The 24,147-nt window shown below is 59.0% G+C and carries 21 protein-coding genes; 13 read left to right on the forward strand and 8 right to left on the reverse strand.

Annotated elements, in window-relative coordinates:
- Positions 1 to 7: 7 nt before the first annotated feature.
- Positions 8 to 1,522, reverse strand: a complete 1,515-nt coding sequence (gene betC, locus MEB48_RS20755; protein WP_237885794.1) for a choline-sulfatase — start codon at positions 1,520 to 1,522, stop codon at positions 8 to 10.
- Positions 1,523 to 1,636: 114 nt separating this feature from the next.
- Here betC and MEB48_RS20760 point away from each other — a divergent pair, with 114 nt between their 5' ends.
- Positions 1,637 to 2,587 (forward strand): choline sulfate utilization transcriptional regulator, encoded by a 951-nt coding sequence (locus tag MEB48_RS20760; RefSeq protein WP_237885795.1) that lies wholly within the window; start codon positions 1,637 to 1,639, stop codon positions 2,585 to 2,587.
- Between the two features lie 6 nt (positions 2,588 to 2,593).
- Here MEB48_RS20760 and MEB48_RS20765 read toward each other — a convergent pair whose 3' ends face one another.
- Entirely contained in the window at positions 2,594 to 3,259 is a 666-nt protein-coding gene (locus tag MEB48_RS20765; RefSeq protein WP_237885796.1) for an NAD(P)-dependent oxidoreductase, read from the reverse strand.
- A gap of 85 nt (positions 3,260 to 3,344) precedes the next feature.
- Here MEB48_RS20765 and MEB48_RS20770 point away from each other — a divergent pair, with 85 nt between their 5' ends.
- A complete protein-coding gene (locus MEB48_RS20770; RefSeq protein WP_237885797.1) occupies positions 3,345 to 3,671 on the forward strand; it encodes a DOPA 4,5-dioxygenase family protein in 327 nt (108 codons plus the stop codon).
- Here MEB48_RS20770 and MEB48_RS20775 read toward each other — a convergent pair whose 3' ends face one another.
- Positions 3,672 to 4,073 carry a GFA family protein gene (locus MEB48_RS20775; RefSeq protein WP_237885798.1) on the reverse strand — a complete coding sequence of 134 codons (402 nt, stop codon included), beginning with the start codon at positions 4,071 to 4,073 and terminating at the stop codon, positions 3,672 to 3,674.
- A 320-nt stretch (positions 4,074 to 4,393) separates the two neighbouring features.
- Here MEB48_RS20775 and MEB48_RS20780 point away from each other — a divergent pair, with 320 nt between their 5' ends.
- The 9 genes from MEB48_RS20780 to MEB48_RS20820 all read left to right on the forward strand — a co-directional run bounded on the left by MEB48_RS20780 (position 4,394) and on the right by MEB48_RS20820 (position 14,777).
- Positions 4,394 to 5,701, forward strand: a complete 1,308-nt coding sequence (locus tag MEB48_RS20780; RefSeq protein WP_095055434.1) for a CitMHS family transporter — start codon at positions 4,394 to 4,396, stop codon at positions 5,699 to 5,701.
- A gap of 85 nt (positions 5,702 to 5,786) precedes the next feature.
- On the forward strand, positions 5,787 to 6,554 hold the full coding sequence (locus MEB48_RS20785; RefSeq protein ID WP_237885799.1) for a TerC family protein: 768 nt from the start codon (positions 5,787 to 5,789) through the stop codon (positions 6,552 to 6,554).
- Between the two features lie 328 nt (positions 6,555 to 6,882).
- On the forward strand, positions 6,883 to 8,541 hold the full coding sequence (locus MEB48_RS20790; RefSeq protein WP_237885800.1) for a Na/Pi cotransporter family protein: 1,659 nt from the start codon (positions 6,883 to 6,885) through the stop codon (positions 8,539 to 8,541).
- 55 nt (positions 8,542 to 8,596) lie between these two features.
- Positions 8,597 to 9,973 (forward strand): M16 family metallopeptidase, encoded by a 1,377-nt coding sequence (locus tag MEB48_RS20795; RefSeq protein ID WP_237885801.1) that lies wholly within the window; start codon positions 8,597 to 8,599, stop codon positions 9,971 to 9,973.
- A gap of 209 nt (positions 9,974 to 10,182) precedes the next feature.
- A complete protein-coding gene (locus tag MEB48_RS20800; protein ID WP_237885802.1) occupies positions 10,183 to 11,211 on the forward strand; it encodes a DUF5924 family protein in 1,029 nt (342 codons plus the stop codon).
- 54 nt (positions 11,212 to 11,265) lie between these two features.
- Positions 11,266 to 12,414 carry an ABC transporter permease gene (locus MEB48_RS20805; protein ID WP_237885803.1) on the forward strand — a complete coding sequence of 383 codons (1,149 nt, stop codon included), beginning with the start codon at positions 11,266 to 11,268 and terminating at the stop codon, positions 12,412 to 12,414.
- Positions 12,411 to 13,214, forward strand: coding sequence for an ABC transporter ATP-binding protein (locus tag MEB48_RS20810; RefSeq protein WP_237885804.1), 804 nt, complete (start codon positions 12,411 to 12,413; stop codon positions 13,212 to 13,214). The genes MEB48_RS20805 and MEB48_RS20810 overlap by 4 nt, the downstream gene beginning before the upstream one ends.
- 1 nt (position 13,215) lies before the next feature.
- Entirely contained in the window at positions 13,216 to 14,154 is a 939-nt protein-coding gene (locus MEB48_RS20815; RefSeq protein ID WP_237885805.1) for an MlaD family protein, read from the forward strand.
- Positions 14,151 to 14,777, forward strand: a complete 627-nt coding sequence (locus tag MEB48_RS20820; RefSeq protein WP_237885806.1) for an ABC-type transport auxiliary lipoprotein family protein — start codon at positions 14,151 to 14,153, stop codon at positions 14,775 to 14,777. The genes MEB48_RS20815 and MEB48_RS20820 overlap by 4 nt, the downstream gene beginning before the upstream one ends.
- A gap of 134 nt (positions 14,778 to 14,911) precedes the next feature.
- Here the strand turns inward: MEB48_RS20820 and MEB48_RS20825 are convergent, their stop codons facing one another.
- From MEB48_RS20825 to MEB48_RS20840, 4 genes are all read right to left on the reverse strand, one after another.
- Positions 14,912 to 16,141: a nucleoside recognition domain-containing protein gene (locus tag MEB48_RS20825; RefSeq protein WP_237885807.1), complete on the reverse strand. Its 1,230-nt coding sequence runs from the start codon at positions 16,139 to 16,141 to the stop codon at positions 14,912 to 14,914.
- 224 nt (positions 16,142 to 16,365) lie between these two features.
- Complete coding sequence (gene gltP / locus MEB48_RS20830; RefSeq protein ID WP_237885808.1) at positions 16,366 to 17,697, reverse strand: glutamate/aspartate:proton symporter GltP; 1,332 nt, start codon at positions 17,695 to 17,697, stop codon at positions 16,366 to 16,368.
- A gap of 704 nt (positions 17,698 to 18,401) precedes the next feature.
- Positions 18,402 to 18,566, reverse strand: a complete 165-nt coding sequence (locus MEB48_RS20835) for a DUF1328 domain-containing protein (RefSeq protein WP_237885809.1) — start codon at positions 18,564 to 18,566, stop codon at positions 18,402 to 18,404.
- Between the two features lie 80 nt (positions 18,567 to 18,646).
- Entirely contained in the window at positions 18,647 to 18,928 is a 282-nt protein-coding gene (locus MEB48_RS20840) for a hypothetical protein (RefSeq protein ID WP_237885810.1), read from the reverse strand.
- Between the two features lie 440 nt (positions 18,929 to 19,368).
- Between MEB48_RS20840 and algB the strand changes: the two genes are divergently transcribed.
- Together algB and MEB48_RS20850 are read left to right on the forward strand one after the other, a co-directional pair.
- Entirely contained in the window at positions 19,369 to 20,715 is a 1,347-nt protein-coding gene (algB, locus tag MEB48_RS20845) for a sigma-54-dependent response regulator transcription factor AlgB (RefSeq protein ID WP_237885811.1), read from the forward strand.
- A gap of 10 nt (positions 20,716 to 20,725) precedes the next feature.
- Positions 20,726 to 22,516 carry an ATP-binding protein gene (locus MEB48_RS20850; RefSeq protein WP_237885812.1) on the forward strand — a complete coding sequence of 597 codons (1,791 nt, stop codon included), beginning with the start codon at positions 20,726 to 20,728 and terminating at the stop codon, positions 22,514 to 22,516.
- A gap of 12 nt (positions 22,517 to 22,528) precedes the next feature.
- Here the strand turns inward: MEB48_RS20850 and MEB48_RS20855 are convergent, their stop codons facing one another.
- On the reverse strand, positions 22,529 to 24,145 hold the full coding sequence (locus tag MEB48_RS20855; protein ID WP_237885813.1) for an EAL domain-containing protein: 1,617 nt from the start codon (positions 24,143 to 24,145) through the stop codon (positions 22,529 to 22,531).
- Positions 24,146 to 24,147: the final 2 nt, after the last annotated feature.

Genomic DNA, 24,147 nt, shown 5'->3' on the forward strand with positions numbered 1-24,147 from the left:
CTTAACATTATTGGTTTTGGCAGGGTTGTGGATAACGTGCTTTGCGCTCCAGATCATCGAGGTCGATGTGGTTGCGCATGTACTGCTGACTGGCATCCACCAGAGGCTGGTGATCCCAGCTCTTCAGCTTGCCGATGGTCAGGGCGTCGGCGACGAAACGCCGGCGTCGCTGACTGGCGAGCACCTGTTGGTGGATCGCCGGGATATCCCATTTGGCCCGCGCTTCGGCGAGCAACTCCTCGAAAAGCTGCCGATACTGCGGCAACTGGCTGAGTTCTTCCTGTTCCTTCGGATCGTTGTGTACATCGAAGAGTAGGCAAGGGTCGTCTTCGCTGTAGATGAATTTGTAGGCGCCACGGCGAATCATCATCAATGGGCTAATGGTGCCTTCGGCCATGTACTCACCGAACACTTCGTCGTGACCACCCTGCCCTTGCAGGTGCGAAACCAGTGAGCGGCCGTCCAGCGGCAGACCCGGTTCCAGCGAGCCGCCGGCCAATTCCACAAAGGTCGGCAGCAGGTCGGCGGTGGAGACTGCCGCGCTCACCCGCCCGGCCCCGAATTGCCCTGGTGCACTGATCAGCAGCGGTACCCGGGCAGCCATTTCGTACCAATGCATTTTGTACCAGAGGCCGCGCTCGCCGAGCATGTCGCCGTGATCACCGGAGAACACGATGATGGTGTCATCGATCAGCCCGGTTTCCTCGAGTGTTTGCAGAAGTTTGCCGACGTTGCTATCGATATAGCTGCACGCACCGAAGTAGGCACGACGCGCGTCGCGAATCTTATCCACAGGCAGCGGCTTGTCCCATAGGTCATAGACCTTGAGCAAACGCTGGGAGTGAGGATCAAGTTGATCCTGTGCGGGTGTTTCGGGCAAAGGGATGTCGGCGTCGTCGTACATATCCCAGAAAGCTTTGGGAATCGTGTACGGGTCGTGTGGGTGAGTCATCGACACGGTCAGGCAGAACGGCTGATCGCCCTCCTCGCGGATGTGATCGAACAGGTATTGCTGGGCCTTGAACACCACCTCTTCGTCGAAATCCAGTTGATTGGTTCGCACGCAAGGCCCGGCTTGCAGCACCGATGACATGTTGTGGTACCAGGTTGGCCGCACATCCGGTTCGTCCCAGTTCACTGCCCAACCGTAGTCGGCCGGGTAGATGTCGCTGGTCAGGCGTTCTTCATAGCCGTGCAACTGGTCCGGGCCGCAGAAATGCATCTTGCCCGACAGCGCGGTGCGATAACCGAGACGCCGCAGGTAGTGGGCATACGTTGGTACGTCAGCGGGGAAATCGGCCGCGTTGTCGTAAGCGCCGATCTTGCTCGGCAACTGACCGCTGACGAGGGTGAAACGCGACGGTGCACAAAGTGGGCTGTTGCAGTACGCGGCGTCGAACACCACGCCTTCGGCGGCGAGGCGGCTGAGATTCGGCAGTTTGATAGGCGAAGGGCCGTAGAACGGCAACATTGGCGCGGCCATTTGATCGGCCATGATGAAAAGAATATTTTTGCGCTTCATGTGATCGCGGCATTCCATAGTGGATATTTATGCGAGAGTGCTGGGATCGAGCATGAAACCCATTACCTTTGTGGTAAAGCCCATGTCAGGCAATGACTAGGATAAGCACAGCTTATGTATGACGCCCTTGGTGATCTGTCCCTGGATTTGCTCCGCGCTTTTGAAGCGGCGGCCCGTCAGCGCAGCTTCACCGCTGCCGCGGTGGAGCTTGGCACCACACAACCGGCCGTCAGTCAGCAGATCAAACGGCTGGAGGAACAACTCGCTATACGGTTGTTTGATCGGATTTATCGCGGTATTGAACTGACCGAGGCCGGGATGATTCTGTTCGAGCAAGTTCAGCTCGGTTTGCAGAATATCGATGCAGGATTGAGCGCAATCAGCGCACAGCAGCAACACGAAGTGCTGCAGGTGGCCACCGACTTCGCCTTTGCCGCGTACTGGCTGATGCCGCGACTGCACCGCTTCCACACCGCCAACCCTCAAGTGGACGTCAGCCTGGTCACCAGCGAACGCAGCCACAACATGTTGCGCACCGATATCGATGTGGCGGTGCTGTTCGGCGATGGCCGGTTCAAGCAAGGGGAAAGCCATTGGCTGTTCAGCGAAGAGGTGTTTCCGGTGTGCAGCCCGTTGCTGTTGAAGGACCGTCCCCTGCCCATGCCGGCTCAGGCATTGCTGGAGTTTCCACTGCTGCACCTGCGAGGCGAACACAGCAGCAATTGGTTCGATTGGAGCGGCGTGTTTCGCGAACTGGGGATCACCTCGGCCCCAGCGCCGGGGCAATTGCGCTTCGATAACTACACCTTGCTGATTCAGGCGGCGATTGGTGGCCAAGGCGTCGCGATCGGGTGGCGGCACCTTGTGGATAACTTATTGGCGCAAGGTCTGTTGTGTCGCCCGATTGCCGATACGGTGATTTCCAGGCTGGGCTATTTCGTGGTCCTACCCCAGCGCAAACGGCGCGGGGCGTTGATTCAGCTGTTTGTGGATTGGTTGATGGCGGAACAGGCCAGCAGTGCGCAATCGCTCAATGGTCTTCCTTTGCCTTCGATTGCGGTATGAAGGCTTTTACGGTTCCGAAGTCGCAACAAAACTCACATGCTCCCCGACATGCAAATTCAGCCATAGCTCATCGGCAATCCCCACAGCGACTCGATTCAACTGTTCCAGCGCTGCGGCCAGGCCAGGCTCAAGACTACTGCTGACGTGACTGAAATGCTCGATGGTCAGCCCGGGCACGCGGCGTGGTGCATTCACCAAGGTCCAGTGCAAAGAGCTGCTTTGCAGAGCCTCGCGGATTTCTTCGGCGGCGTGGCGCTGCAGCGGATCTTCTATTTCCGGATCGTCCAGCACTTCGAAATCGCCCACCACAAACAGCCGGGCGATGCCCGCCGCCTGCATGCCGTCGATCAGCGCATCCACCGCCAGCACCTCTTCGACCGGGCCGGGCACAAAGGATTTTTCGATATGTTCACTGTTCATCGGCAACCCTGGCGCATCGAGCAGGCAGATCACCGCCGAACAGCCGGCCACACTCTGCTTGACCCGCTTGGCATCGAACAGGTCGCCGGTCTTGGTGCGCAATCCCGGGCGCGGGGCGAGCGCCGTCAGGTCGTCGATAATCGCGATCACTTCATGCTGACGCCGCAGCATTTCAGCCATCAGCGCACTGCCCAGGCTACTCATGGCACCATAAAGCACTACCTTCATCACCGGGGTTTCGGCATTTTTCATGGCCGTGCTCCCTTCTTTCCTGCATATATGGTGTGTGACCCGCGGGCAGCGGCGAGGGTTCGACAAGGTTTCAGAGGGGGGTCAGATGCAAACGATCAAGGGCTACCATGCCCATGTCTATTTCGATGCCAGCACCCTGCCTCAGGCACGGGCCTTGTGTGAGCAGGCAGCGCAATTGTTTCCACTGAAGATGGGACGCCTGCACGAACGCCCGGTCGGCCCGCATCCCGACTGGAGCTGCCAATTGGCTTTCGAGCCGCAATATATTGGCGAGGTGTTGCCGTGGCTGGCGCTCAACCGCAAGGGATTAGTGGTGTTTCTGCATCCGGACACGGGCGACGATCTGCTCGATCACACCGAACATGCGATCTGGATGGGCGCGATCCGGCCGCTGAACCTGTCTGTATTCTGATCAGAGTTGTTCTTGAGCCTCTGCGGGTAAATGCTCATCCAGATGCAGCCAGGGCAAACGACTGTCGGTCCAGATATGCCTTTCGGCCGGCGCTTGCTCGGGATGGTCGAGTGTGGCGATGGTCACGTCGATGCTCTCGGGGCTTAGCTGCGTCACCAGCGCCAGTTGCGCCCCACAGTTTGGGCAGAAATATCGCACGCAAGTAGACGAAGACTCGTACCGGGATGGCGTACCCGCCATCCATTTAAATGCTGAGGCGGGCACGGTGATCCAAGTGGTCACGATCCCGCCGCTGACCCGGCGGCAAATCGAGCAATGACAGTGGGCGATATCGTGCAATGGCCCGCTGAATTGATAGCGCATTTGTCCGCAGTGGCAGCCGCCGGTGTGAAGTTCGCTCATGTTTTTTCCTCCTGACCCGTGTTTACGGACGCTCAACCCGGCCGACGACCGGTTGTACATTCGGTCAATGCTTTCACCCTCGAAAGCTGGCTGAAAGCTTCCCCGATTAGGATCGCCCTCACTGCCGGCAACAGACCGGTTGGCCAATGCGAGTGTTTTATCGCCCGCCCGGTCCATTAAACAACAACAATGGTGATTCTGATGTCCGCTACTACCCGCCTCTTCGCTGTCACTCCGCCCGTACGTCTCGTGCTTCCCGTTCTGCGCTGACCCCCATCCGGTTCGCCATTCCCTAGCCGCGCCACGTCTGGAGTATTCCTATGCTGACTTTCCTTGGCTTCGCCATGGTCATCACGTTCATGTTCCTGATCATGACCAAGCGCCTGTCTGCGCTGATCGCTCTGATCATTATCCCGATCATTTTCGCCCTGTTCGGCGGCTTCTCGCCGAAGATCGGCCCGATGATGCTCGAAGGCATCACCAAGCTCGCGCCGACCGGCGTGATGCTGATGTTCGCCATTCTCTACTTCGCCCTGATGATCGACTCCGGCCTGTTCGACCCGGCCGTGCGCAAGATCCTCAAACTGGTCAAGGGCGACCCGTTGAAAGTTTCGGTCGGTACCGCCGTACTGGCGCTCGTCGTTTCCCTTGATGGTGACGGCGCGACCACTTATATGATCTGCGTGGCCGCCATGCTGCCGCTCTACAGCCGCATCGGCATGAGCCCGCGGATCATGGCTGGTTTGATCATCCTCGCCGGTGGCGTGATGAACATGACCCCTTGGGGAGGCCCGACGGCTCGTGCGGCCAGTGCGCTGCATGTCGACCCGTCCGACATCTTCGTACCGATGATTCCGGCGATGCTGGCCGGCGTGGTGGCGATTCTGGCGATTGCCTACTTCTACGGTAAACGCGAGCGTGCGCGTCTGGGTGAGCTACATCTGGTCGGTGATGAAGTCGATCACAGCGAAATCAGCGTTTCGCAGTTCCCGGACGCCCGTCGTCCAAAGCTGATCTGGTTCAACGGCGCGTTGACCCTGGCGCTGATGTGCACGCTGGTCGCCGGCCTGTTGCCGCTGCCGGTGCTGTTCATGGTGGCGTTCAGTATCGCGATGATCGTCAACTACCCGTGCCTGCAACAGCAGAAGGACCGCGTCGCGGCTCACGCCGGTAGCGTGCTGGCGGTGGTCGGGTTGATCTTTGCCGCGGGTATCTTCACCGGTATCCTGTCGGGCACCGGCATGGTCGATGCCATGTCGAAAAGCCTGCTGGCGGTCATCCCGGATTTCCTCGGCCCGTATCTGGCCGTGATCACCGCGCTGGTGAGCATGCCGTTCACGTTCTTCATGTCGAACGACGCATTTTATTACGGCGTGTTACCGGTACTTGCCGAAGCCGCCAGTCATTACGGTATAACCGCGGTGGAAATGGCACGTGCCTCGATCGTCGGTCAGCCCGTCCACTTGCTGAGCCCGCTGGTACCCTCGACTTATCTGTTGGTGGCCCTGGCCGGTATCGAATTCGGTGACCATCAGCGGTTCACCTTGAAGTGGGCAGTGCTGGTTTGCCTGTGCATACTGGTCGCTGCGTTGCTGATGGGGATTTTTCCGCTGTTCAGCACTCTATAAGCCCAAGACTTACCATGACGGGTCCAGGCTTTGCTGTTTGAAGCCTGGGCCCTTCGTGGTTTAACACATCCTCAAAGGAATACACATGGAATGGCTGACCAACCCTGAAATCTGGGTTGCCTTCTTCACCCTGACTGCCCTGGAAATCGTCCTGGGCATCGACAACATCATCATGATCTCGATCCTGGTCAGCCGCATGCCCAAGCACATGCAGGCGCGCACCCGGATTTTCGGCCTGGCGCTGGCCATGATCACGCGGATCCTGTTGCTGCTGTCGATCACCTGGGTCATGCGCCTCACCGCAGACCTGTTCGAAGTATTCGGCCAGGGTATTTCCGGGCGTGACCTGATCCTGTTCTTCGGTGGTCTGTTCCTGCTGTGGAAGAGCTCGCAAGAGATGTACCACGCGCTGGAAGGCGAAGACGAAGCCAGCGACGAGCCGAGCGGCAAGGGTGGCAACTTCCTTTACACCATTATTCAGATCGCGATCATCGACATCGTGTTCTCGCTGGACTCGGTCATCACTGCCGTTGGCATGGTGTCCCACGTACCGGTCATGGTCGCGGCGATTGTCGTTGCGGTACTCGTGATGATGTGGGCTTCCGGCACCATCAGCGAGTTCATCGACAAGCACCCGTCGTTGAAGATGCTGGCGCTGTCGTTCCTGTTGCTGGTCGGTACCGTGCTGATTGCCGAATCGCTCGACGTGCACTTGCCAAAAGGCTACGTCTACTTCGCCATGGCGTTCTCGCTGGCGGTGGAAGCGATCAACATCAAGATGCGCACCGCGATGGCGAGAAAGCGCAAACAGCAGGAGCCGGTGAAACTGCGTAAGGATATTCCGGGTCAGTAACCTGAATCTGTGGGAGCTAGCCTGCCTGTAGGAGCGAGGCTTGCCCGCGAAGCGGTGTGTCAGTTAACAACAATGTCGACTGACACACCGCTTCGCGGGCAAGCCTCGCTCCTACAGACAGGTTCGCTCCCACATTTTTTTGCCTGATGAACAGGCATCCTTCTTCCTGCCTGCAGCAAACTGTTTTCATGACACTTTTGTTTCAATCCCTTCTTTAGCTATGCGATGCTGGCGTCCAGACCGTTAGCCAACTACAGCTTAAGTACAGAACGTAGAAAAACGCGCGGCACCGTCGACTTGCCCCACTGGGGCGCCACAGGGGGTCTGCATGCTCACCCTGCTCAATTTGTTATCAGCCGTGGCCCTTTTGATCTGGGGCACGCATATCGTCCGAACCGGCATCCTGCGGGTTTATGGTTCCAACTTGCGTCACGTGATCGCCCATAACATGTCCAGGCGCGGGTTGGCGTTTGTTGCCGGCATCATGGTGACCGCCATGGTTCAGAGCAGCAATGCCACTGCCATGCTCGTTACCTCGTTTGTCGGTCAAGGCCTGATGGCGTTGACCCCGGCTCTGGCGACCATGCTCGGTGCCGACGTCGGTACCGCACTGATGGCGCGGGTACTGACCCTCGACTTGTCGTGGCTGTCGCCGTTGCTGATTTTCCTCGGGGTGATTTTCTTTCTGTCGCGCAAGCAGACCCGGGTCGGGCAGATGGGCCGGGTCAGTATTGGTCTGGGGCTGATCATTCTGGCGCTGCAACTGATCGTCGAGGCCGCCGCGCCGATCACTCAGGCGCAAGGGGTGAAAGTCATCTTCGCCTCTTTGACCGGCGACATTCTGCTCGATGCCTTGGTCGGCGCGCTGTTCGCGATGGTTTCCTATTCCAGCCTGGCTGCCGTCCTGCTGACCGCGACCCTTGCCGGTGCCAGCGTGATCAGTTTGCCAGTGGCCATCGGCCTGGTGATCGGCGCCAACATCGGCAGCGGCATTCTTGCTTTCCTCAGCACCAGCATGCAGAACGCAGCCGGCCGTCAGGTGGCGCTTGGCAGCCTGTTGTACAAACTGATTGGTCTGCTGCTGATCATTCCGGTGCTCGATCCGCTGGTGCACTGGATCGACAGCCTCGACTTCAGCCCTCAGGAAATGGTCATCGGCTTCCACCTGCTCTACAACACCGCGCGCTGCCTGATCCTGTTGCCCAGTGTTGGACCAATGGCCAAGCTCTGTGCGTGGTTGTTGCCAGAGCGGCCGGACATCAACGGCACGGCCAAACCGCGTCATCTTGACCCGACTGCATTAGTTACCCCGAGTCTGGCGCTGGCCAATGCTGCTCGGGAAACCCTGCGCATCGGCGATCTGGTCGACAGCATGCTCGAAGCCATGCTCGACGTGCTGCGCGGCAAACAGACCGCCGTCACCCAGGAAGTGCGACGCCTGACCGATGATGTCGAAGCGCTCTACAGCGCCATCAAACTCTATCTGGCGCAAATGCCCCGCGAAGACCTCAGCGAGCAGGATAGCCGGCGCTGGGCGGAAACCATCGAGCTGGCAATCAACCTGAAACTGGCCAGCGACGTGATCGAACGTATGCTGCGCAAGGTTCAGCAGCAGAAAACCTCGCAGCGCCGGTCTTTCTCCGAGGTCGGTCTGGAGGAGTTGGCAGGGCTGCACAGTCAGCTGATCGCCAATCTGCGTCTGGGATTGTCGGTGTTTCTCAGCGCCGATCCGGAAAGTGCCCGCCAGTTGCTGCGTGAGAAACGTCGCTTTCGTGCACAGGAACGCCGCCTCGCCCATGCTCATGTCAGCCGTTTACACCGTAAGATCGTGCAAAGTATCGAGACCAGTTCGTTGCATCTGGAATTGATTGCCGACATGAGACGCTTGAATTCATTGTTTTGCAGCAGTGCCTATGCGGTGTTGGGCACCTCAGACACTGGCGCTCTGGCAGTCGATGATACGGCTGACATCACTCATTCACCCTGAACGTCCATCATTGCCTGAAGTCTGTTGAACTTACGCTGGTCGTAGGAATTTCGTTATGCGCTGTTTGTTGTTCGCTTGTCTATTGCTTGGCTCACTGCCTTCATTTGCCCAGGATCGCTTTCAGGTCGAGGGCTATACGTTGCCCAACGGCTTGCAACTGGTGCTCAAACCGGGCACCGAGCGCGGGCATGTGGCAATCCGGTTGGTGGTTGGCGTTGGCCTGGATGATTTCAGCTGTGCCGACAAGGAGTTGCCGCATTTGCTCGAACACCTCCTGTTCAGCGGCATCGACGCCACCGGCGAAGACGGTCTGGAAGAACGCATGCAGGTCCTGGGCGGTGAGTGGAATGCTTACACCAGCAATGCCGACACGACCTTCGTCATCGAAGCCCCGGCGAAAAACCAGCGCAAGGTCCTCGACCTGCTGTTGGCGCTGCTGACCCAGACCCGTATTGACGACAATGCCATTAACGTCGCCAAGCAAATAGTCGAGCGCGAAGATGGCGGTCATTACTCGCACCTGCAACGCTGGCTGGATCGCCAGGACGTGGGGCATACCGCGAGTAATCAGTTGGCGGTGGAACTGGGCCTCAAATGCCCTGAGCACGCGCAAGTCGATCACCTGACCCGCGAGCAACTGGAGAAAGTGCGCGACGCCTGGTACGCGCCCAACAACATGAGCCTGATCGTGGTCGGTGATCTCGACCGCCTATTGCCGGCCTATCTGGAACGGGCCTATGGCGCACTCGAAGCGGTTGAGCCCAGCGCTCACCTGCCGCTGCCAGACATTCAGGCCAGCGCGGCCCACGAGCGAAATTTGAGTAACGGTTTCGTCGGCGGCGGTGCCAAATTACATTGGCTGGTGCCGGAACCGGTGCTGCAAGACCAGCACGACGAAACCTTCGACCTGCTCAAGGACTATCTGGACTGGGCGCTTTATCGCCAATTGCGCCTGGCCCATGGATTGTCCTACGGCCCCTCGGCCGAGCGCGAGGTATTTGGCGGGGTGGGCTTCATGAGCCTGAACGCGGACCTTGATCGCGACGACGTGTCGGCAGCGCAACAGTTGCTGGATGAGCTCAAAGCCGATCTGCTCAAGAACGGCCTCGATGCCGCCACCTTCGCCCGTCTCAAGCAAGCGGCCATCGCTCGCCAGGCCTGGGCCGTGCAAGGCAATAGCGCCCTGGCGAACTATTACTGGAGCGCCCTTGGCGATTACGAAGACGGACATTTCGTCAACCCGGCCAGGGCGTTGCAAGGCGTGACACTGGCCGAGGCGAACAAGGCAATGCGTCAGTTGCTACTGCAGCCGGGGTACCTGCGGATCGAGAAGCCGCTGATGAGTTATGACCAGGTGATGTGGGCGATTGTCGGGGGATTTGGATTGATGGTGCTTGGAATATTGGGTTGGCGTTTCCATCGCAGAAAGTAAGCATTCCCTGTGGCAAGGCGCAGAACCTGTAGGAGCGAGGCTTGCCCGCGAAGAATGCACCGCGGTTTTTCAGGTATTACACGTCATCGTTCTTCGCGGGCAAGCCACGCTCCTACAGGATCCTCGTCGCGGCATTGCCCCCTCGCCACAGGCCCCCCCCGGGCGGTACCCTGTCGAGGATTTTCCCCACGACTATTGTGAACCGCCGAATGCCGAATCTACCCCTGTACGTACAGCGCATCCTCGAATTGATGAAGCGTTATCCCGGGGTCATTGCGCTTGGCGGTTTCATTTCAGGGGTTGGCAGTTTCATGTTGGTGGATCGTCAACAGGGTCTGGCGACCTGGATCACCACCATCATGCTGGTCAGCTGGGTCTGGCTGATGCTGGAAAACAGCCTCACCAAGCTGTTCGCCAGGGTCTTCAAGCGCGAAATACCCCAGCCGTTGCTGCGGTATGCAACGCAGATGATTCATCAGGAAAGCCTGTTCTTTGTCCTGCCGTTCTTTTTAATCACCACCACCTGGAACAGCGGCCAGTTATTCTTCACGGGATTACTGAGCATGGCGGCGCTGATTTCGATCATCGACCCGCTCTACTACAAATGGCTGGCGCCACGCCGCTGGGCATTTCTGGCGCTGCATACCCTGACACTGTTCGCGGCCCTGCTGACCGCCCTGCCCGTGATCCTGCACCTGACCACCGCCCAGAGTTTCAAGCTGGCGCTGGGCATAGCCATGGTGCTGTCGTTCCCGAGCCTGGCCTCGATCTTCCCGATTCGCACCGTGCGCAATGCGTTGGCGATCCTCAGCATCACCGTAGGCATTGGCGCCGCCGGTTGGGTGCTGCGCTCCTGGGTGCCACCGGCGACCTTGTGGCTGACCGATGTGGCGATCAGCACCCAAATGCAGGACCGCACCCCTGGCAAGAGCCTGGAAGAAGTCAGCGCCGAACAGATTCGCGGAGGTGGGCTGTACGCATACACCGCGATCAACGCTCCGCGGGGTCTGGCCGAACGGATTTATCACGTCTGGATGTTCAACGGTAAGGAAGTCGACCGAATCCCTCTGGACATCAACGGCGGGCGCAAGGAAGGCTACCGCGCCTGGACCCACAAGCAGAACTTCCCCGGTAACCCCACGGGCAAATGGCAGGTTCGGGTGCTCACCGAAGACGGTCAATTGATCGGCGTGTTGCGCTTCAAGGTCATGGACAGCACACCCGTCAAAGAAAAGTAACGCGGTTCGTGCTATTAGTCTGGTCTGCGCAATCGCCGAACAAGCACGGAGCTTATGACCAGCAGCACAATGCCCGGCAGTGCCCGACTGGACACCTCGCACAGCCCCGCCCTGTTGCGGGTCACGGGTGACTGGACGCTCGCCCATTACGCCGATCTCAGCCGCCTGAGCGAAAAGCTCCATGGCCAATACGACAACGACACCCACATCGATCTCAATGGCCTCGGCGCACTCGATACGGCGGGTGCGTCATTGCTGGTGGAGTTGCTGGGGGCCGAGCGTCTGGGCAAATCTGCCGAACACCCCGATTGCACCCTTTCTTCCGCGGATCGCGCCTTGTTGCAGACGGTGTACTGTTCGCTGACTGATTTCTGCGTGCCGATCAAAGAACCGGAAATCAGCGTCGGCATTCAACTGCTGACCCGCATCGGCCGCGCAGTCGACGCTGTTTGGCAGGACACCCTGCAACTGTTGGGTTTCGTCGGCCTGATCCTGGAAACCATCGCTCGCGGGTTGTTCCGGCCCAAGCGCTGGCGCCTCACGCCGATGGTCGCCCACATCGAGCAGACCGGTCTCGACGCCGCGCCCATCGTCGCCCTGCTGACCTTTCTGGTGGGGGCTGTAGTGGCGTTTCTCGGGGCGACGGTGCTGGCCAGTTTTGGCGCGAGCATTTTTACCGTGGACCTGGTGGCGTTCTCTTTTCTGCGGGAGTTCGGCGTGTTGCTCACGGCGATCTTGATGGCCGGCCGCACCGCCAGTGCGTTCACCGCGCAGATCGGTTCGATGAAGGCCAACGAAGAAATCGACGCGATCCGCACCCTCGGCCTTGACCCGATGGAGTTGCTGGTAGTACCTCGCGTCCTGGCGTTGCTGGTGGCGCTGCCGATGCTGACCTTTCTGGCGATGCTGTCCGGGATTATCGGCGGTGGCGTAGTCTGCGCGCTGTCGCTGGATATCTCGCCGGCGATGTTCCTGTCACTGCTGCAGTCAGACATCGGTGTTCAGCACTTTCTGGTGGGGATCGTCAAAGCACCGATTTTTGCGTTCCTGATTGCCGCTATCGGCTGCCTCGAGGGCTTCAAGGTCAGTGGCAGCGCCGAGTCCGTCGGCGCGCACACCACGTCCAGTGTGGTGCAGTCGATTTTCGTGGTGATCGTTCTCGACGCCGTGGCTGCATTGTTTTTCATGGAGATGGACTGGTGAGTCGTTTACCCCGAGCGCCTTCAGAGGCGGTGATTGAAGTCCGTGGGCTGTGCAATCGCTTCGGCCGCCAGAGCGTGCATGAGAACCTCGACCTGGACTTGTACAGGGGCGAAATTCTGGCGGTGGTCGGCGGTTCCGGCAGCGGCAAATCGGTGCTGCTGCGCAGCATTGTCGGCCTGCGTCAGCCCAGCGAAGGTCTGGTGAAGGTCTTCGGCGAGAACTTGCCGAGCCTGTCGGAACACGAGCGCTCGCTGGTCGAGCGGCGGTTCGGCGTGTTGTTCCAGAAAGGTGCCTTGTTCTCCTCGCTCACCGTGACCGAGAACGTCGCCCTGCCCCTGATTGAACACGCGGGTCTGAGCCGCGCCGACGCCGAACACCTGGCAGCAGTGAAACTGGCCTTGGCCGGGCTACCGTTGTCGGCGGCTGACAAATACCCCGCTTCGCTGTCCGGAGGCATGATCAAACGCGCAGCCCTGGCCCGTGCCTTGGCCCTGGACCCGGATATCCTGTTTCTCGACGAACCCACCGCCGGTCTAGACCCGATTGGCGCCGCAGGTTTCGATCAGCTGATCCTGACTCTGCGCGATGCCTTGGGCCTGAGCGTGTTTCTGGTGACCCACGACCTCGACACGCTCTACACCATCACCGACCGGGTGGCGGTGCTGGCGCAGAAGAAAGTGCTGGTGGCAGACGCCATCGACAAGGTATCGGAAACCGATGATGCGTGGATTCACGAATACTTCCATGGCCCTCGCGGCCGCGCGGCGCTGATGGCCGCTAACCAGCTCAAGGAGGTCTGACATGGAAACCCGAGCCCATCACGTATTGATCGGCCTGTTCACCGTCATAGTGGTGGCAGGTGCCTTGCTCTTTGGTCTGTGGCTGGCCAAGTCCAGCGTCGATACCGAATTCAAGGATTACGAAATCGTCTTCAACGAGGCGGTCAGCGGCCTGTCCAAGGGCAGCGCCGTGCAGTACAGCGGGATCAAGGTCGGCGACGTGGTGATGCTGCGCCTGGACCCGAATGATCCGCGCCGGGTGTTGGCGCGGATTCGCCTGAGCGGAGATACTCCGATCAAAGAAGACACCCAGGCCAAACTGGCGCTGACCGGGATCACCGGGACCTCGATCATCCAGCTCAGCGGCGGCACGCCACAAAGTCCGACGCTCAAGGACAAGGACGGCAATTTGCCGACAATCGTTGCATCGCCCTCGCCCATTGCCCGGTTGATGAATGACAGTAACGATCTGATGGCGGGCGTGAACGTGTTGATGCACAACGCCAATCAGTTGTTTTCCTCGGAGAACGTCGCGCGTATCAGCAGCACCCTGGAGCACCTGGAGCAAACCACCGGCACCATCGCCGACCAGCGCGGGGATATTCGTCAGGCGATGCAGCAACTGGCTTCGGTTGGCAAGCAAGCCAGCGCCACCCTGGAACAGACCACCGCATTGATGCGCAACGCCAACGGCTTGCTCAACGATCAGGGCAAGCTGATGTTCGGCAGTGCCGAGCAAGCCATGAAGTCCCTGGAACAAAGCAGCGCGACCATCAACGCGTTGCTCTCCGCCAATCAGGATTCCCTCAACAATGGCATGCAGGGCCTCAATGGCCTGGCACCTGCGGTGCGTGAGCTGCGCGATACCTTGAGTTCGTTGCGGACCATTTCCCAGCGGCTTGAGGCCAACCCCAGCGGTTACCTGCTGGGCAATGACAAGAATAAGGAATTCACGCCATGAAGCTGGCCCATCTCGCCCTCCTCGCCGGTTTTTCGTTGGTCGCTTCCTGTTCGATTTTCCCCAAGACCGAGCCGTCCGATGTCTATCGACTGCCATCGGCACAGAGCGAGACATCGCCCCATCACGGCGCGCCGCAGCGCTGGTCGTTGCGCCTGTCCAAGCCTCAGACCAGCGAAGCCTTGAACAACCCGAAAATCGCCGTAATCCCTCAAGGTGATCTGATCAGCAGCTACAAGGCTTCCCGCTGGAGCGACCCGGCACCGGTGCTGTTGCGCAACCGTCTGCTCGATGGTTTCCAGCGTGACGGTCGCGTGCCGTTGCTCAGCACCGATGACAGTAATTTCCAGGCAGACCTGGAACTGGGCGGTAACCTGCAAGCGTTCCAGACCGAGTACCAAGGCACGGCGGCGAGCGTGGTCGTGCGCCTGGATGCGTTGCTGGTGCGTGGGTATGACCAGCGAGTCCTCGCCAGCCGGCGCTTTGAAGTGCGTCAGCCGTTGAGCGATGTGAAGGTGCCGGCGGTGGTGACCGGTTTTGGCCAGGCCAGCGATCAATTGACGGCGCAGGTGGTGGCTTGGACGGTGGAGCAAGGTCAGAAGGTTGTGCCGCCGTTGAGGCCATAAAGGTCGGACGCATTTTTAATGTGGGAGCGGCGGTGCGACGATTCGACTTGCTCGCGAAGGCGGTGTGTCAGTCAACAGGGATGTTGAATGTACCGGCCTCTTCGCGAGCAAGCCCGCTCCCACAGGGTTCTCGGTCAACCGAAGAACCAGTAGCAAACCCCGATCGCGCCAAGAACACCTGCCAACTCCGCCAGCAACGCACAGCCCACCGCATGCCGTGCACGCTGAATGCCTACGGCACCGAAATACACCGCCAGCACATAGAAGGTCGTTTCGGTACTGCCCTGAACCGTCGCCGCCACCAGTGCCGGGAAGCTGTCTACCCCGGAGGTCTTCATGGTTTCGATCAGCATTGCCCGGGCGGCGCTGCCGGAGAAAGGTTTGACCATGGCCGTGGGCAGCGCATCGACGAAGCGCGTGTCCCAACCGGCCCACTCCACCAGATGACGAATCCCGTCCAGACCGAAGTCCAGCGCCCCGGATGCCCGCAGCACGCCCACGGCACAGAGCATCGCCACCAGATAGGGCAGCAGGTTCTTGGCCACGTCGAAGCCTTCTTTGGCGCCTTCGATGAACGCCTCGTAGACCTTTACTTTGCGTAATGCGCCGATCACCAGAAACAGCATGATCAGCCCGAACAGCGTCAGGTTGCCGAGGATCGATGACAGGCTCGCCAGCGCAGTCGCCGAAAGCGTCGCCAGCAGCGCCATGAACGCGCCGAGGGCCAAGGCACCGGGAATCAGGTAGGCGAGTACCACCGGATCCCACAGGCGCAGACGCTGCATGAACGCCACCGACAACAGACCGACCAGAGTCGAGCAGCTAGTCGCGAGCAGAATCGGCAGGAACACCAGAGTCGGATCGGGTGCGCCTTGCTGGGCGCGGTACATGAAGATCGTCACCGGCAGCAGGGTCAGGGAGGAGGCGTTGAGTACCAGGAAGAGGATCTGCGCGTTGCTGGCGATGGTGTCGCTGGGGTTGAGCTCTTGCAGCGCCTTCATGGCTTTGAGGCCGATCGGCGTGGCGGCGTTGTCCAGCCCCAGGCCATTGGCGGCGAAGTTGAGCGTGATCAGACCGATGGCCGGATGCCCGGGCGGTACTTCCGGCATCAGGCGCAGGAATAGCGGGCCCAATGCCTTGGCCAGCCATTCGACGATCCCGGCCTTTTCGGCGATCCGCAGAAAACCCAGCCAGAGGGTGAGGGTGCCGAACAGCAAGACCATGACCTCGACCGACAATTTGGCCATGGCGAAAATGCTTTCCACCATCGCCGCAAAGATCCCGGCGTTACCGCCGATCAGCCACTGCGCGAACGCCGACACGGCTGCCACGATGAAGAAGCCAAGCCACAGCCCATTAAGCATCAGTCAAATCCCCCGGAAGATGCGGCGAATGATAGCGGGGCAGGCAGAAACGACAAACCCCGGAATTCTCCGGGGTTTGTTTGCGAGATTGCGTCATACACCTAATGTGCGTGCAACCTCGTACTGTAGGAGCGAGGCTTGCCCGCGAAGAACGATAACGCGGTGCAACTGAAACACCGCAGCGTCCCATTCGCGGGCAAGCCTCGCTCCTACAAGGATCTACGTTAGTTGCTGGAAATTTCGCCAGCCGGCAGCTTTTCCTTGCTGCGCCAGTGCGGCAGGGAGTTCCAGTAGCGTTGGCCCTTGGCATCGTCGTACATGCCTTCCCAACGAGCGATAACCAATACGGCCAAGGCGTTGCCGATCACGTTCAACGCGGTACGCGCCATGTCCATGATGCGGTCGACACCGGCGATGAATGCCAGGCCTTCCAGTGGAATACCGACGCTGCCCAACGTGGCCAGCAGCACCACGAAGGACACGCCCGGTACGCCGGCAATGCCTTTGGAAGTGACCATCAACGTCAGCACCAACAGCAATTGCTGGCTGATCGACAGATCGATGCCATAAAGCTGGGCAATGAAGATCGCCGCGATGCTCTGGTACAGGGTCGAGCCGTCGAGGTTGAACGAGTAGCCGGTCGGCACCACAAAACTGCAAATGGCTTTCGGCGCGCCGTAGGCTTCCATCTTCTCGATCACGCGCGGCAGCACGGTTTCGGAACTGGCGGTGGAGTAGGCCAGGACCAGCTCATCCTTGAAGATGCGCATCAGCTTGATCACTGAGAAGCCGAACAGGCGAGCGATCAGGCCCAGCACCACGAAGGCGAAGAAGGCAATGGCGAAGTAAACCAGGATGACCAGTTTGGCCAGCGGCAGCAGAGAGGCGAAGCCGAAGTTGGCCACGGTCACCGCGATTAAAGCGAAAACACCAATAGGCGCGTAGTTCATGATCATGTGAGTGACCTTGAACATGCTCTCCGACACGCCCTGGAACATCTTCACCAGCGGATCGCGCAGGTCCGATTGCAGGCTCGACAGACCGAGACCGAACAACACGGAGAAGAAAATGATCGGCAGCATCTCGCCGCGGGCCATGGCTGCAAAGATGTTCGACGGGATCAGGTTGAGGATGGTCTGGATGAACGCATGTTCATGCTGAACCTCGGCGGCGGTGGCCTGGTACTTGGAAATATCCACCGTACCCAGGGTGCTCATGTCGATGCCGCTGCCCGGATGGACCACGTTGGCCAACACCAGACCGACCAGAATGGCGATGGTGGTGACGATTTCGAAGTAAATGATGGTCTTCAGACCGATGCGACCGAGTTTCTTCGCGTCACCCACGCCAGCAATGCCGACGACGAGCGAGGAGATCACGATCGGGATCACGATCATCTTGATCAGACGGATAAAGATATCGCCTGCCGGTTGCAGGACATTGCTGATCCACCAGGCTTTTTCGGCACTGAAATGGTTGAGCAGTGCACCAATTGCTATCCCCAGAACCAGACCGATGAGGATCTGCCAGGCGAGGCTAAGCTTTGCCTTCTTCATATCTTTACCCTTACTTGCGTTTGACTCAGACCGATGCATGAACTGAAACACCCAATGGCGAACACGTTTTGCACCGACCCCCGTATAAGGTCCCCGCGAGCGAGCATTTACGGCTCTCGGGCGGCGAAAAAAGGCGCAACTATTCCGATGCCGGCAAGCGCCGTCTAATGCCGTAAACGCCTACCCTATGCCGAATCGGCATGAGATTTTTTCACTGTAACCTGCGTCCCAGCCGGTTTGAATACGACATTCAGGCGGGCATAAGTGCCGTGAACCGGCCATTTCAGCGCAGGTCGATGTTTTTTAAATAGATGGAAATTTGGGAAAAGGCCTACGTTTGGCGGCGAATTATCTTATCGAGAACGTCGGAGCTTTCTCGATATACGGTCACGAAGAAACACCGCGAAACGGTTTTGCGGGGAATATGCAGCAATAGCAGATGAGCTGAGTGCTCTAGATCAACGTTTTGCACGTCGAAGCCCTCCGCAAGTTCGTCGAGCCCACCTCGGGGGCCCGGCGAACTTGCGTCGCAGCTTTACCTGACCCGGCCCTTGCGCAGGTACTCCCTGTACCTGTAGGTCACTGCGACCCTGAAGCAGTCAGAGCGTCCCGACCCCTTGGTCATGCGTCTACCGTCCTCGGGTAGCGCAATGGAAAGAAGCGCTGTGGCCTCTTTCGTGTTTCGAACCCTTTCTTCAGTTATTTCAGCCTCGACCGCGGCGGCCAAAGAAGAAGGAAGCAATGAACATCACCAGGAACACGAGAAAGAGAATCTTGGCGATACCCGTGGCGGTGCCCGCGATACCACCGAAGCCCAGTACTGCGGCGATGATGGCAATGATCAAGAATGTGATTGCCCAGCTCAACATGGTGATTCTCCTTACGCATCTGTTTAAAGGTGTTGCTTGTGGTGCTTTCCGGGCGTGTCGAGCACGCCAAGTTCGTTTGCTTAAAACACCCAACGTTCTTGAGGCGTCTCATCAACAGGCTGCGCCTGGTCGACGTCCATCATTCGCATTGAGTCGTTGTCAGTCAGGTTGCTGCCAGCGCTGAAATGGGTTTGGGGGGGATGTGAAATCGACAGGTGCGGCGTCTCCGGCTGCTGGCTCTGTTCCCAACGCAAGAATTGCTGACCTCCAATCAAGGTGATTAACAGCGCCAGCAAGGCAATCAGGCCTTGCTGGACATGCAATGGGGAGATACGCAATTGGGCGGCACCTTGGCGATTCATCCTGAAGTTCCTCCCCACGCTGGGTCGTATTCTTTGGCGGGCGCTTGTTCATTAAATGCCCTGACTACCCAGACTCCTGCAGTCTGCATGCCACCTTTTTGTTAGGTTTAATACGTTTAAAATCAATAAGTTACATGGTCTGTGAAAATCGTTTCAGACGCATCCTGCACGATGCCTCTTCTGAGGTCGTGCGTAATGCACGATGAGCTCGCCGAAACTTTCAATATTTTTGGAATTGAGGGAAGGGCACAGATGTCAGAAAGGGACGCAGGCAATCGCCGAAGAATGATCTATTAATAAAAAATCAGATAAATCAGTGAATTATATTGTTGCTGAGCAGATAGCTCCGCTGTTTTGTCTGGAATCGACCACACTCAATCATGCAACTTGCCCGATTTTTTCCGGGACTAACCCAATCATCAATAAAGGAGCGTAGGAACATGGAATCAGCCACTGAGCATCAAGGCCGCATTCTGCTGGTGGATGATGAATCCGCCATCCTTCGAACCTTTCGCTATTGCCTCGAAGACGAAGGCTACAGCGTGGCCACCGCGACCAGCGCTGCTCAGGCCGAAGCCTTGTTGCAGCGCCAGGTTTTCGATCTGTGCTTCCTCGATTTGCGCCTGGGGGAAGATAACGGCCTGGATGTGCTGGCCCAGATGCGCATCCAGGCGCCCTGGATGCGGGTGGTGATCGTCACTGCTCACTCGGCCGTGGACACCGCCGTGGATGCGATTCAGGCTGGCGCCGCCGACTACCTGGTCAAGCCTTGCAGCCCCGACCAGTTGCGTCTGGCCACTGCCAAACAGCTGGAAGTACGGCAACTCTCGGCGCGCCTGGAAGCCCTCGAAGGTGAAGTGCGAAAACCCAAGGAGGGCCTGGATTCGCACAGTCCGGCCATGAAAGTGGTGCTCGAAACCGCGCGCCAGGTCGCCAGTACTGACGCCAATATCCTGCTTCTCGGCGAATCCGGCACGGGTAAAGGTGAGCTGTCACGGGCCATTCACGGCTGGAGCAAACGCCAGAAGAAGTCCTGCGTCACCGTCAACTGCCCGTCCCTGACAGCAGAGTTGATGGACAGCGAGCTCTTCGGACACAGCCGCGGCGCGTTCACCGGGGCCAGTGAAAGTACCTTGGGTCGTGTCAACCAGGCCGACGGCGGAACGTTGTTTCTCGACGAGATCGGCGATTTTCCATTGACCTTGCAACCAAAATTGCTGCGCTTCATTCAGGACAAGGAATACGAACGTGTGGGCGACCCGGTGACCCGCCGTGCCGATGTGCGAATCCTCGCAGCGACTAACCTCAACCTTGAAGACATGGTTCGAGATGGCCGTTTTCGTGAAGACTTGCTCTATCGCCTGAACGTCATCACCTTGCACCTGCCACCGCTTCGCGAACGCAGGGAAGACATTCTGAACCTGGCTGACCGTTTCCTGGCACGCTTCGTCAAGGAATACTCGCGCCCGGCCCGGTGTTTCAGCGACGAGGCCCGCGAAGCGCTGCTCGGCTACCGCTGGCCGGGCAACATTCGCGAGCTGCGCAACGTGGTGGAGCGCGCGAGCATTATTTGTCCGCAGGAGCGGGTAGAGCTCAGCCACTTGGGCATGGCCGAGACCCCGACCAACCACACGCCGCGCATCGGCGCTGCATTGAGCCTGGATGAATTGGAAAAAGCTCACATTGGCGCGGTCCTGGCCACGGCCGATACGCTGGATCAGGCGGCCAAGACCCTGGGTATCGATGCTTCGACCCTGTACCGCAAACGCAAGCAGTACAATCTGTGAGTCGTAATCGATGAAACTGGCGATGACGTTGCGCACCCGGCTGTTTCTGAGTATTTCCGCGCTGATGACCGTGGCGCTGCTTGGGCTGTTGCTCGGGCTGGTCAGCGTGATGCAGATGGCAGGGACTCAGGAAGCCCTGATCCGTGACAACTTCGTCACGCTGGATCTGGGATTGAAGCTGCGTCAGACCCTGGGTGATCAATTGATCATCATGCTTGAGGAACACCCTGATCCTGCGGCGTTCGAGGCCTCCAGGCAGCATTCCCTTGAATTGCTCGACGAAGGCATTGCCCGCGAGCCGTCCAGCGAGGGTGCCCAATACAGTTTCAAAAAGGCCAAGGCTGATTATCAGAGCTTGCTGCAGGCCTTTGATCTTTCCCGCGCTCCGGTACAGGTAGTCAGTGATGACGGGGATCTCACGGAAAAATTCAACGCGTTGCGCAACGGTTTGATCTCCGAACAGAAGCGCGCACTCGATAGCATCACTGAGATCGAACGTCAGGCCCGGGAGCGGGCTCTGTTGGTTGCCGGCCTGCTTGGGTTGGTCGGGGTGGGGGTGTTGTTTATCGGCTTCATTACCGCCCATGCGATCGCCCGGCGTTTCGGGACTCCGATCGAGGCGCTAGTGCAGGCCGCTGACAATATCGGCCAGGGCAATTTCGAAGTGACCCTGCCGATTTCTTCCGCGGTGGAAATGAACCAGTTGACCCGGCGTTTTGGAATCATGGCCGAGGCCTTGCGTGAGCACCAGGCGACCAATATCGACGAACTGCTCGCCGGCCAACAACGTTTGCAAGCGGTGCTCGACAGCATCGACGACGGTTTGCTGATCATTGATCGTCAAGGTCATCTCGAACACCTTAACCCCGTGGCTCAGCGCCAGTTAGGCTGGGACAGCGATCGTTTCGGTCAAGGACTGGGCACGGCGCTTGAGCATCCCGAACTGGATGAACAGCTGCAACTGGTGCTGCGCGGCGGCACGCTGGAGCGAGCGCCGGACGACCTGAGCATCGAGGTCGATGGTGAGTCGCGATTGTTGACGTATAGCCTGACGCCGGTCAGCCATACCCAAGGGCATATTCTCGGCGCCGTGATGGTGCTGCATGACGTCACCGAGCAGCGCACATTCGAACGGGCGCGCAGCGAGTTCGTCTTGCGTGCTTCCCATGAGTTGCGCACACCGGTCACCGGGATGCACATGGCATTCGGTCTGTTCCGCGAGCGGGTGCATTTTGCCGAAGACTCCCGCGAGGCTGACTTGCTGGACACGGTCAACGAAGAAATGCAGCGCCTGATGCAGTTGATCAATGATCTGCTGAATTTCTCCCGGTATCAGAATGGCTTGCAAAAACTCACGCTGGCACCGTGCTCCATTGAGGATTTGCTGGAGCAGGCCCAGGTACGTTTTGCCGGCTCGGCGCAGGAGAAGGGCATTGAGTTGCTGGTGGAAGTGCAGGGACCGTTGCCGCGACTGCAAGCCGATCAGGTGCAACTGGAGCGGGTGCTCGACAACCTGATCGACAACGCCTTGCGCCATACCTCCCGTGACGGGCTGATACGTTTGCAGGCCAGGCGGCATGGGGAGCGGATGATTATCAGTGTCGAGGACAACGGCGAAGGCATTGCCTATGGCCAGCAGGGACGGATCTTCGAACCCTTTGTCCAGGTCGGCCGCAAAAAGGGCGGGGCCGGGCTCGGTCTGGCGCTGTGCAAGGAAATCGTGCAGCTGCATGGCGGGCGGATGGGTGTCTACTCCCGGCCTGGACAGGGCACGCAGTTCTACATGGCGCTGGTGGTATAAGCCTGATCCATCTCAGGCGTCGTCATCCAGACGTCGCGTGGTCAGTCGGCGGCCACGGGTGATCAGTTCGATGAACTGCACGGCGCTCAGTGCGTGAGAGAACAGCCAGCCTTGACCGAACTTCACCCCTTCGCTGCTCAGAAACAGCACTTGGGCTTCATGTTCGATGCCTTCTGCAATGACCTTGAGTTGCAGGGCCTGAGCCATGCGAATGATGTGCGGTGCCACGCCGCTGCTGGCGGCATCATGGCCCAGCGCGTCGATAAACGCCTTGTCGATTTTCAGGCAGTCCACCGGTAGGGTTTGCAGGTAGGCGAGGCTGCAATAGCCGGTGCCAAAGTCGTCGATCAGCACCTGATGCCCGACATCCCGCAGGGCTTGCAGGTTTTCTCTGGCCACCACCACATCCACCAAACCGCGCTCGGTCACTTCAAAGGCAATCTGCCTGGCCGCCACTCGGTGCAAGCTCAACAGGCGCGCCATTACCTGACCAATACGCGGCACCATGACATCGCAGGCCGCCAGGTTGACCGAAATGTACAATTGCGGATTGGACCGCAACAGTTGCCCGAGCTGTTCCAGCAGGCGCTGCAATACGAAGTCAGTCATCTGGCGGATCTGGCCAGTATTCTCCGCCATCGGAATGAACAGGTCGGGACTGGTCAGCGTACCGTCCGGCCTTCGCCAGCGCAGCAGGGCTTCGGCGCCGACGCAGTTGCGGCTGTCGAGGTCGAAGATCGGTTGATACAACACCTGCAACTCGCCTCGCCGAATGGCGCCTTGCAGTTCGGCATCCAGCGATTGCCGCTGGCGCACTAGCAGAAACACCAGAATGCCGACACAAGCACTCAGCGCCAGGCTGGCCGGCAGTAGCCACCACCATACCGCGGGTACATGCATTCCGGTGCGAGGGGTGATCAGTACCAGTTGGTAGTCGGGTGTGTTACTGGGCATTTGGTAAATCAGGTGGGTATCAGTAACGTGCAGCGCATCGCGGCTTTTCGGGGGCCATGGTTCCGCCGGGGGCCAGGGCTGCGCGACACCGAGTACCGGAACAGCCCGGCTGCCGTGGTCGAGCACCACCAACAGGCTACTTCCCGGAGACAGATCGACCATGTCGGTCAAATGCCCGCGCGACGTCGCCACCCTGAAATTGCCACGCCCAAGCATCAGTGCGGCGCGGTTCTCATCGGGTTCGGTGGTGGTATTCAACCAATAGCTGTAGGTGGGGCCTTTGATGTCCGGTGGTCGGATCAGCGATAGCCCCTCCTGGCGGGGGCGGTTGGAGCAGGTTCGCGAAGTGTCCATATAAGCGGCTTCATAAACGAAGCGGTAATTGAAGCTGACCTGCTGCAGGGTGGCGATCATTTCGTCATCGCAACGTCGCAGCGGCTGGGCTTGCAGGTCATCGAGGCTTTCGCGCAGTTGTCCGAACAGTTGCTCCAGGCGGGCCAGGAAGCGCTCCCCCTGGGCATTCATCTCCTGGCTTTCGTTGTGCTCGACTTGATTCATCGCCACGAACAAACTGCCGACCGTTAGGATCGTTGCGCTCAAGGCAGTCGCCAGCATCGCCAAAAACCAAGGGCGATAGAACCAGCTATGCAGTCTCTCCCGAGCAGCAGTCATCATGG

It is taken from the genome of Pseudomonas sp. PGPR40 (genome assembly GCF_022014505.1).
GTDB lineage: Bacteria > Pseudomonadota > Gammaproteobacteria > Pseudomonadales > Pseudomonadaceae > Aquipseudomonas.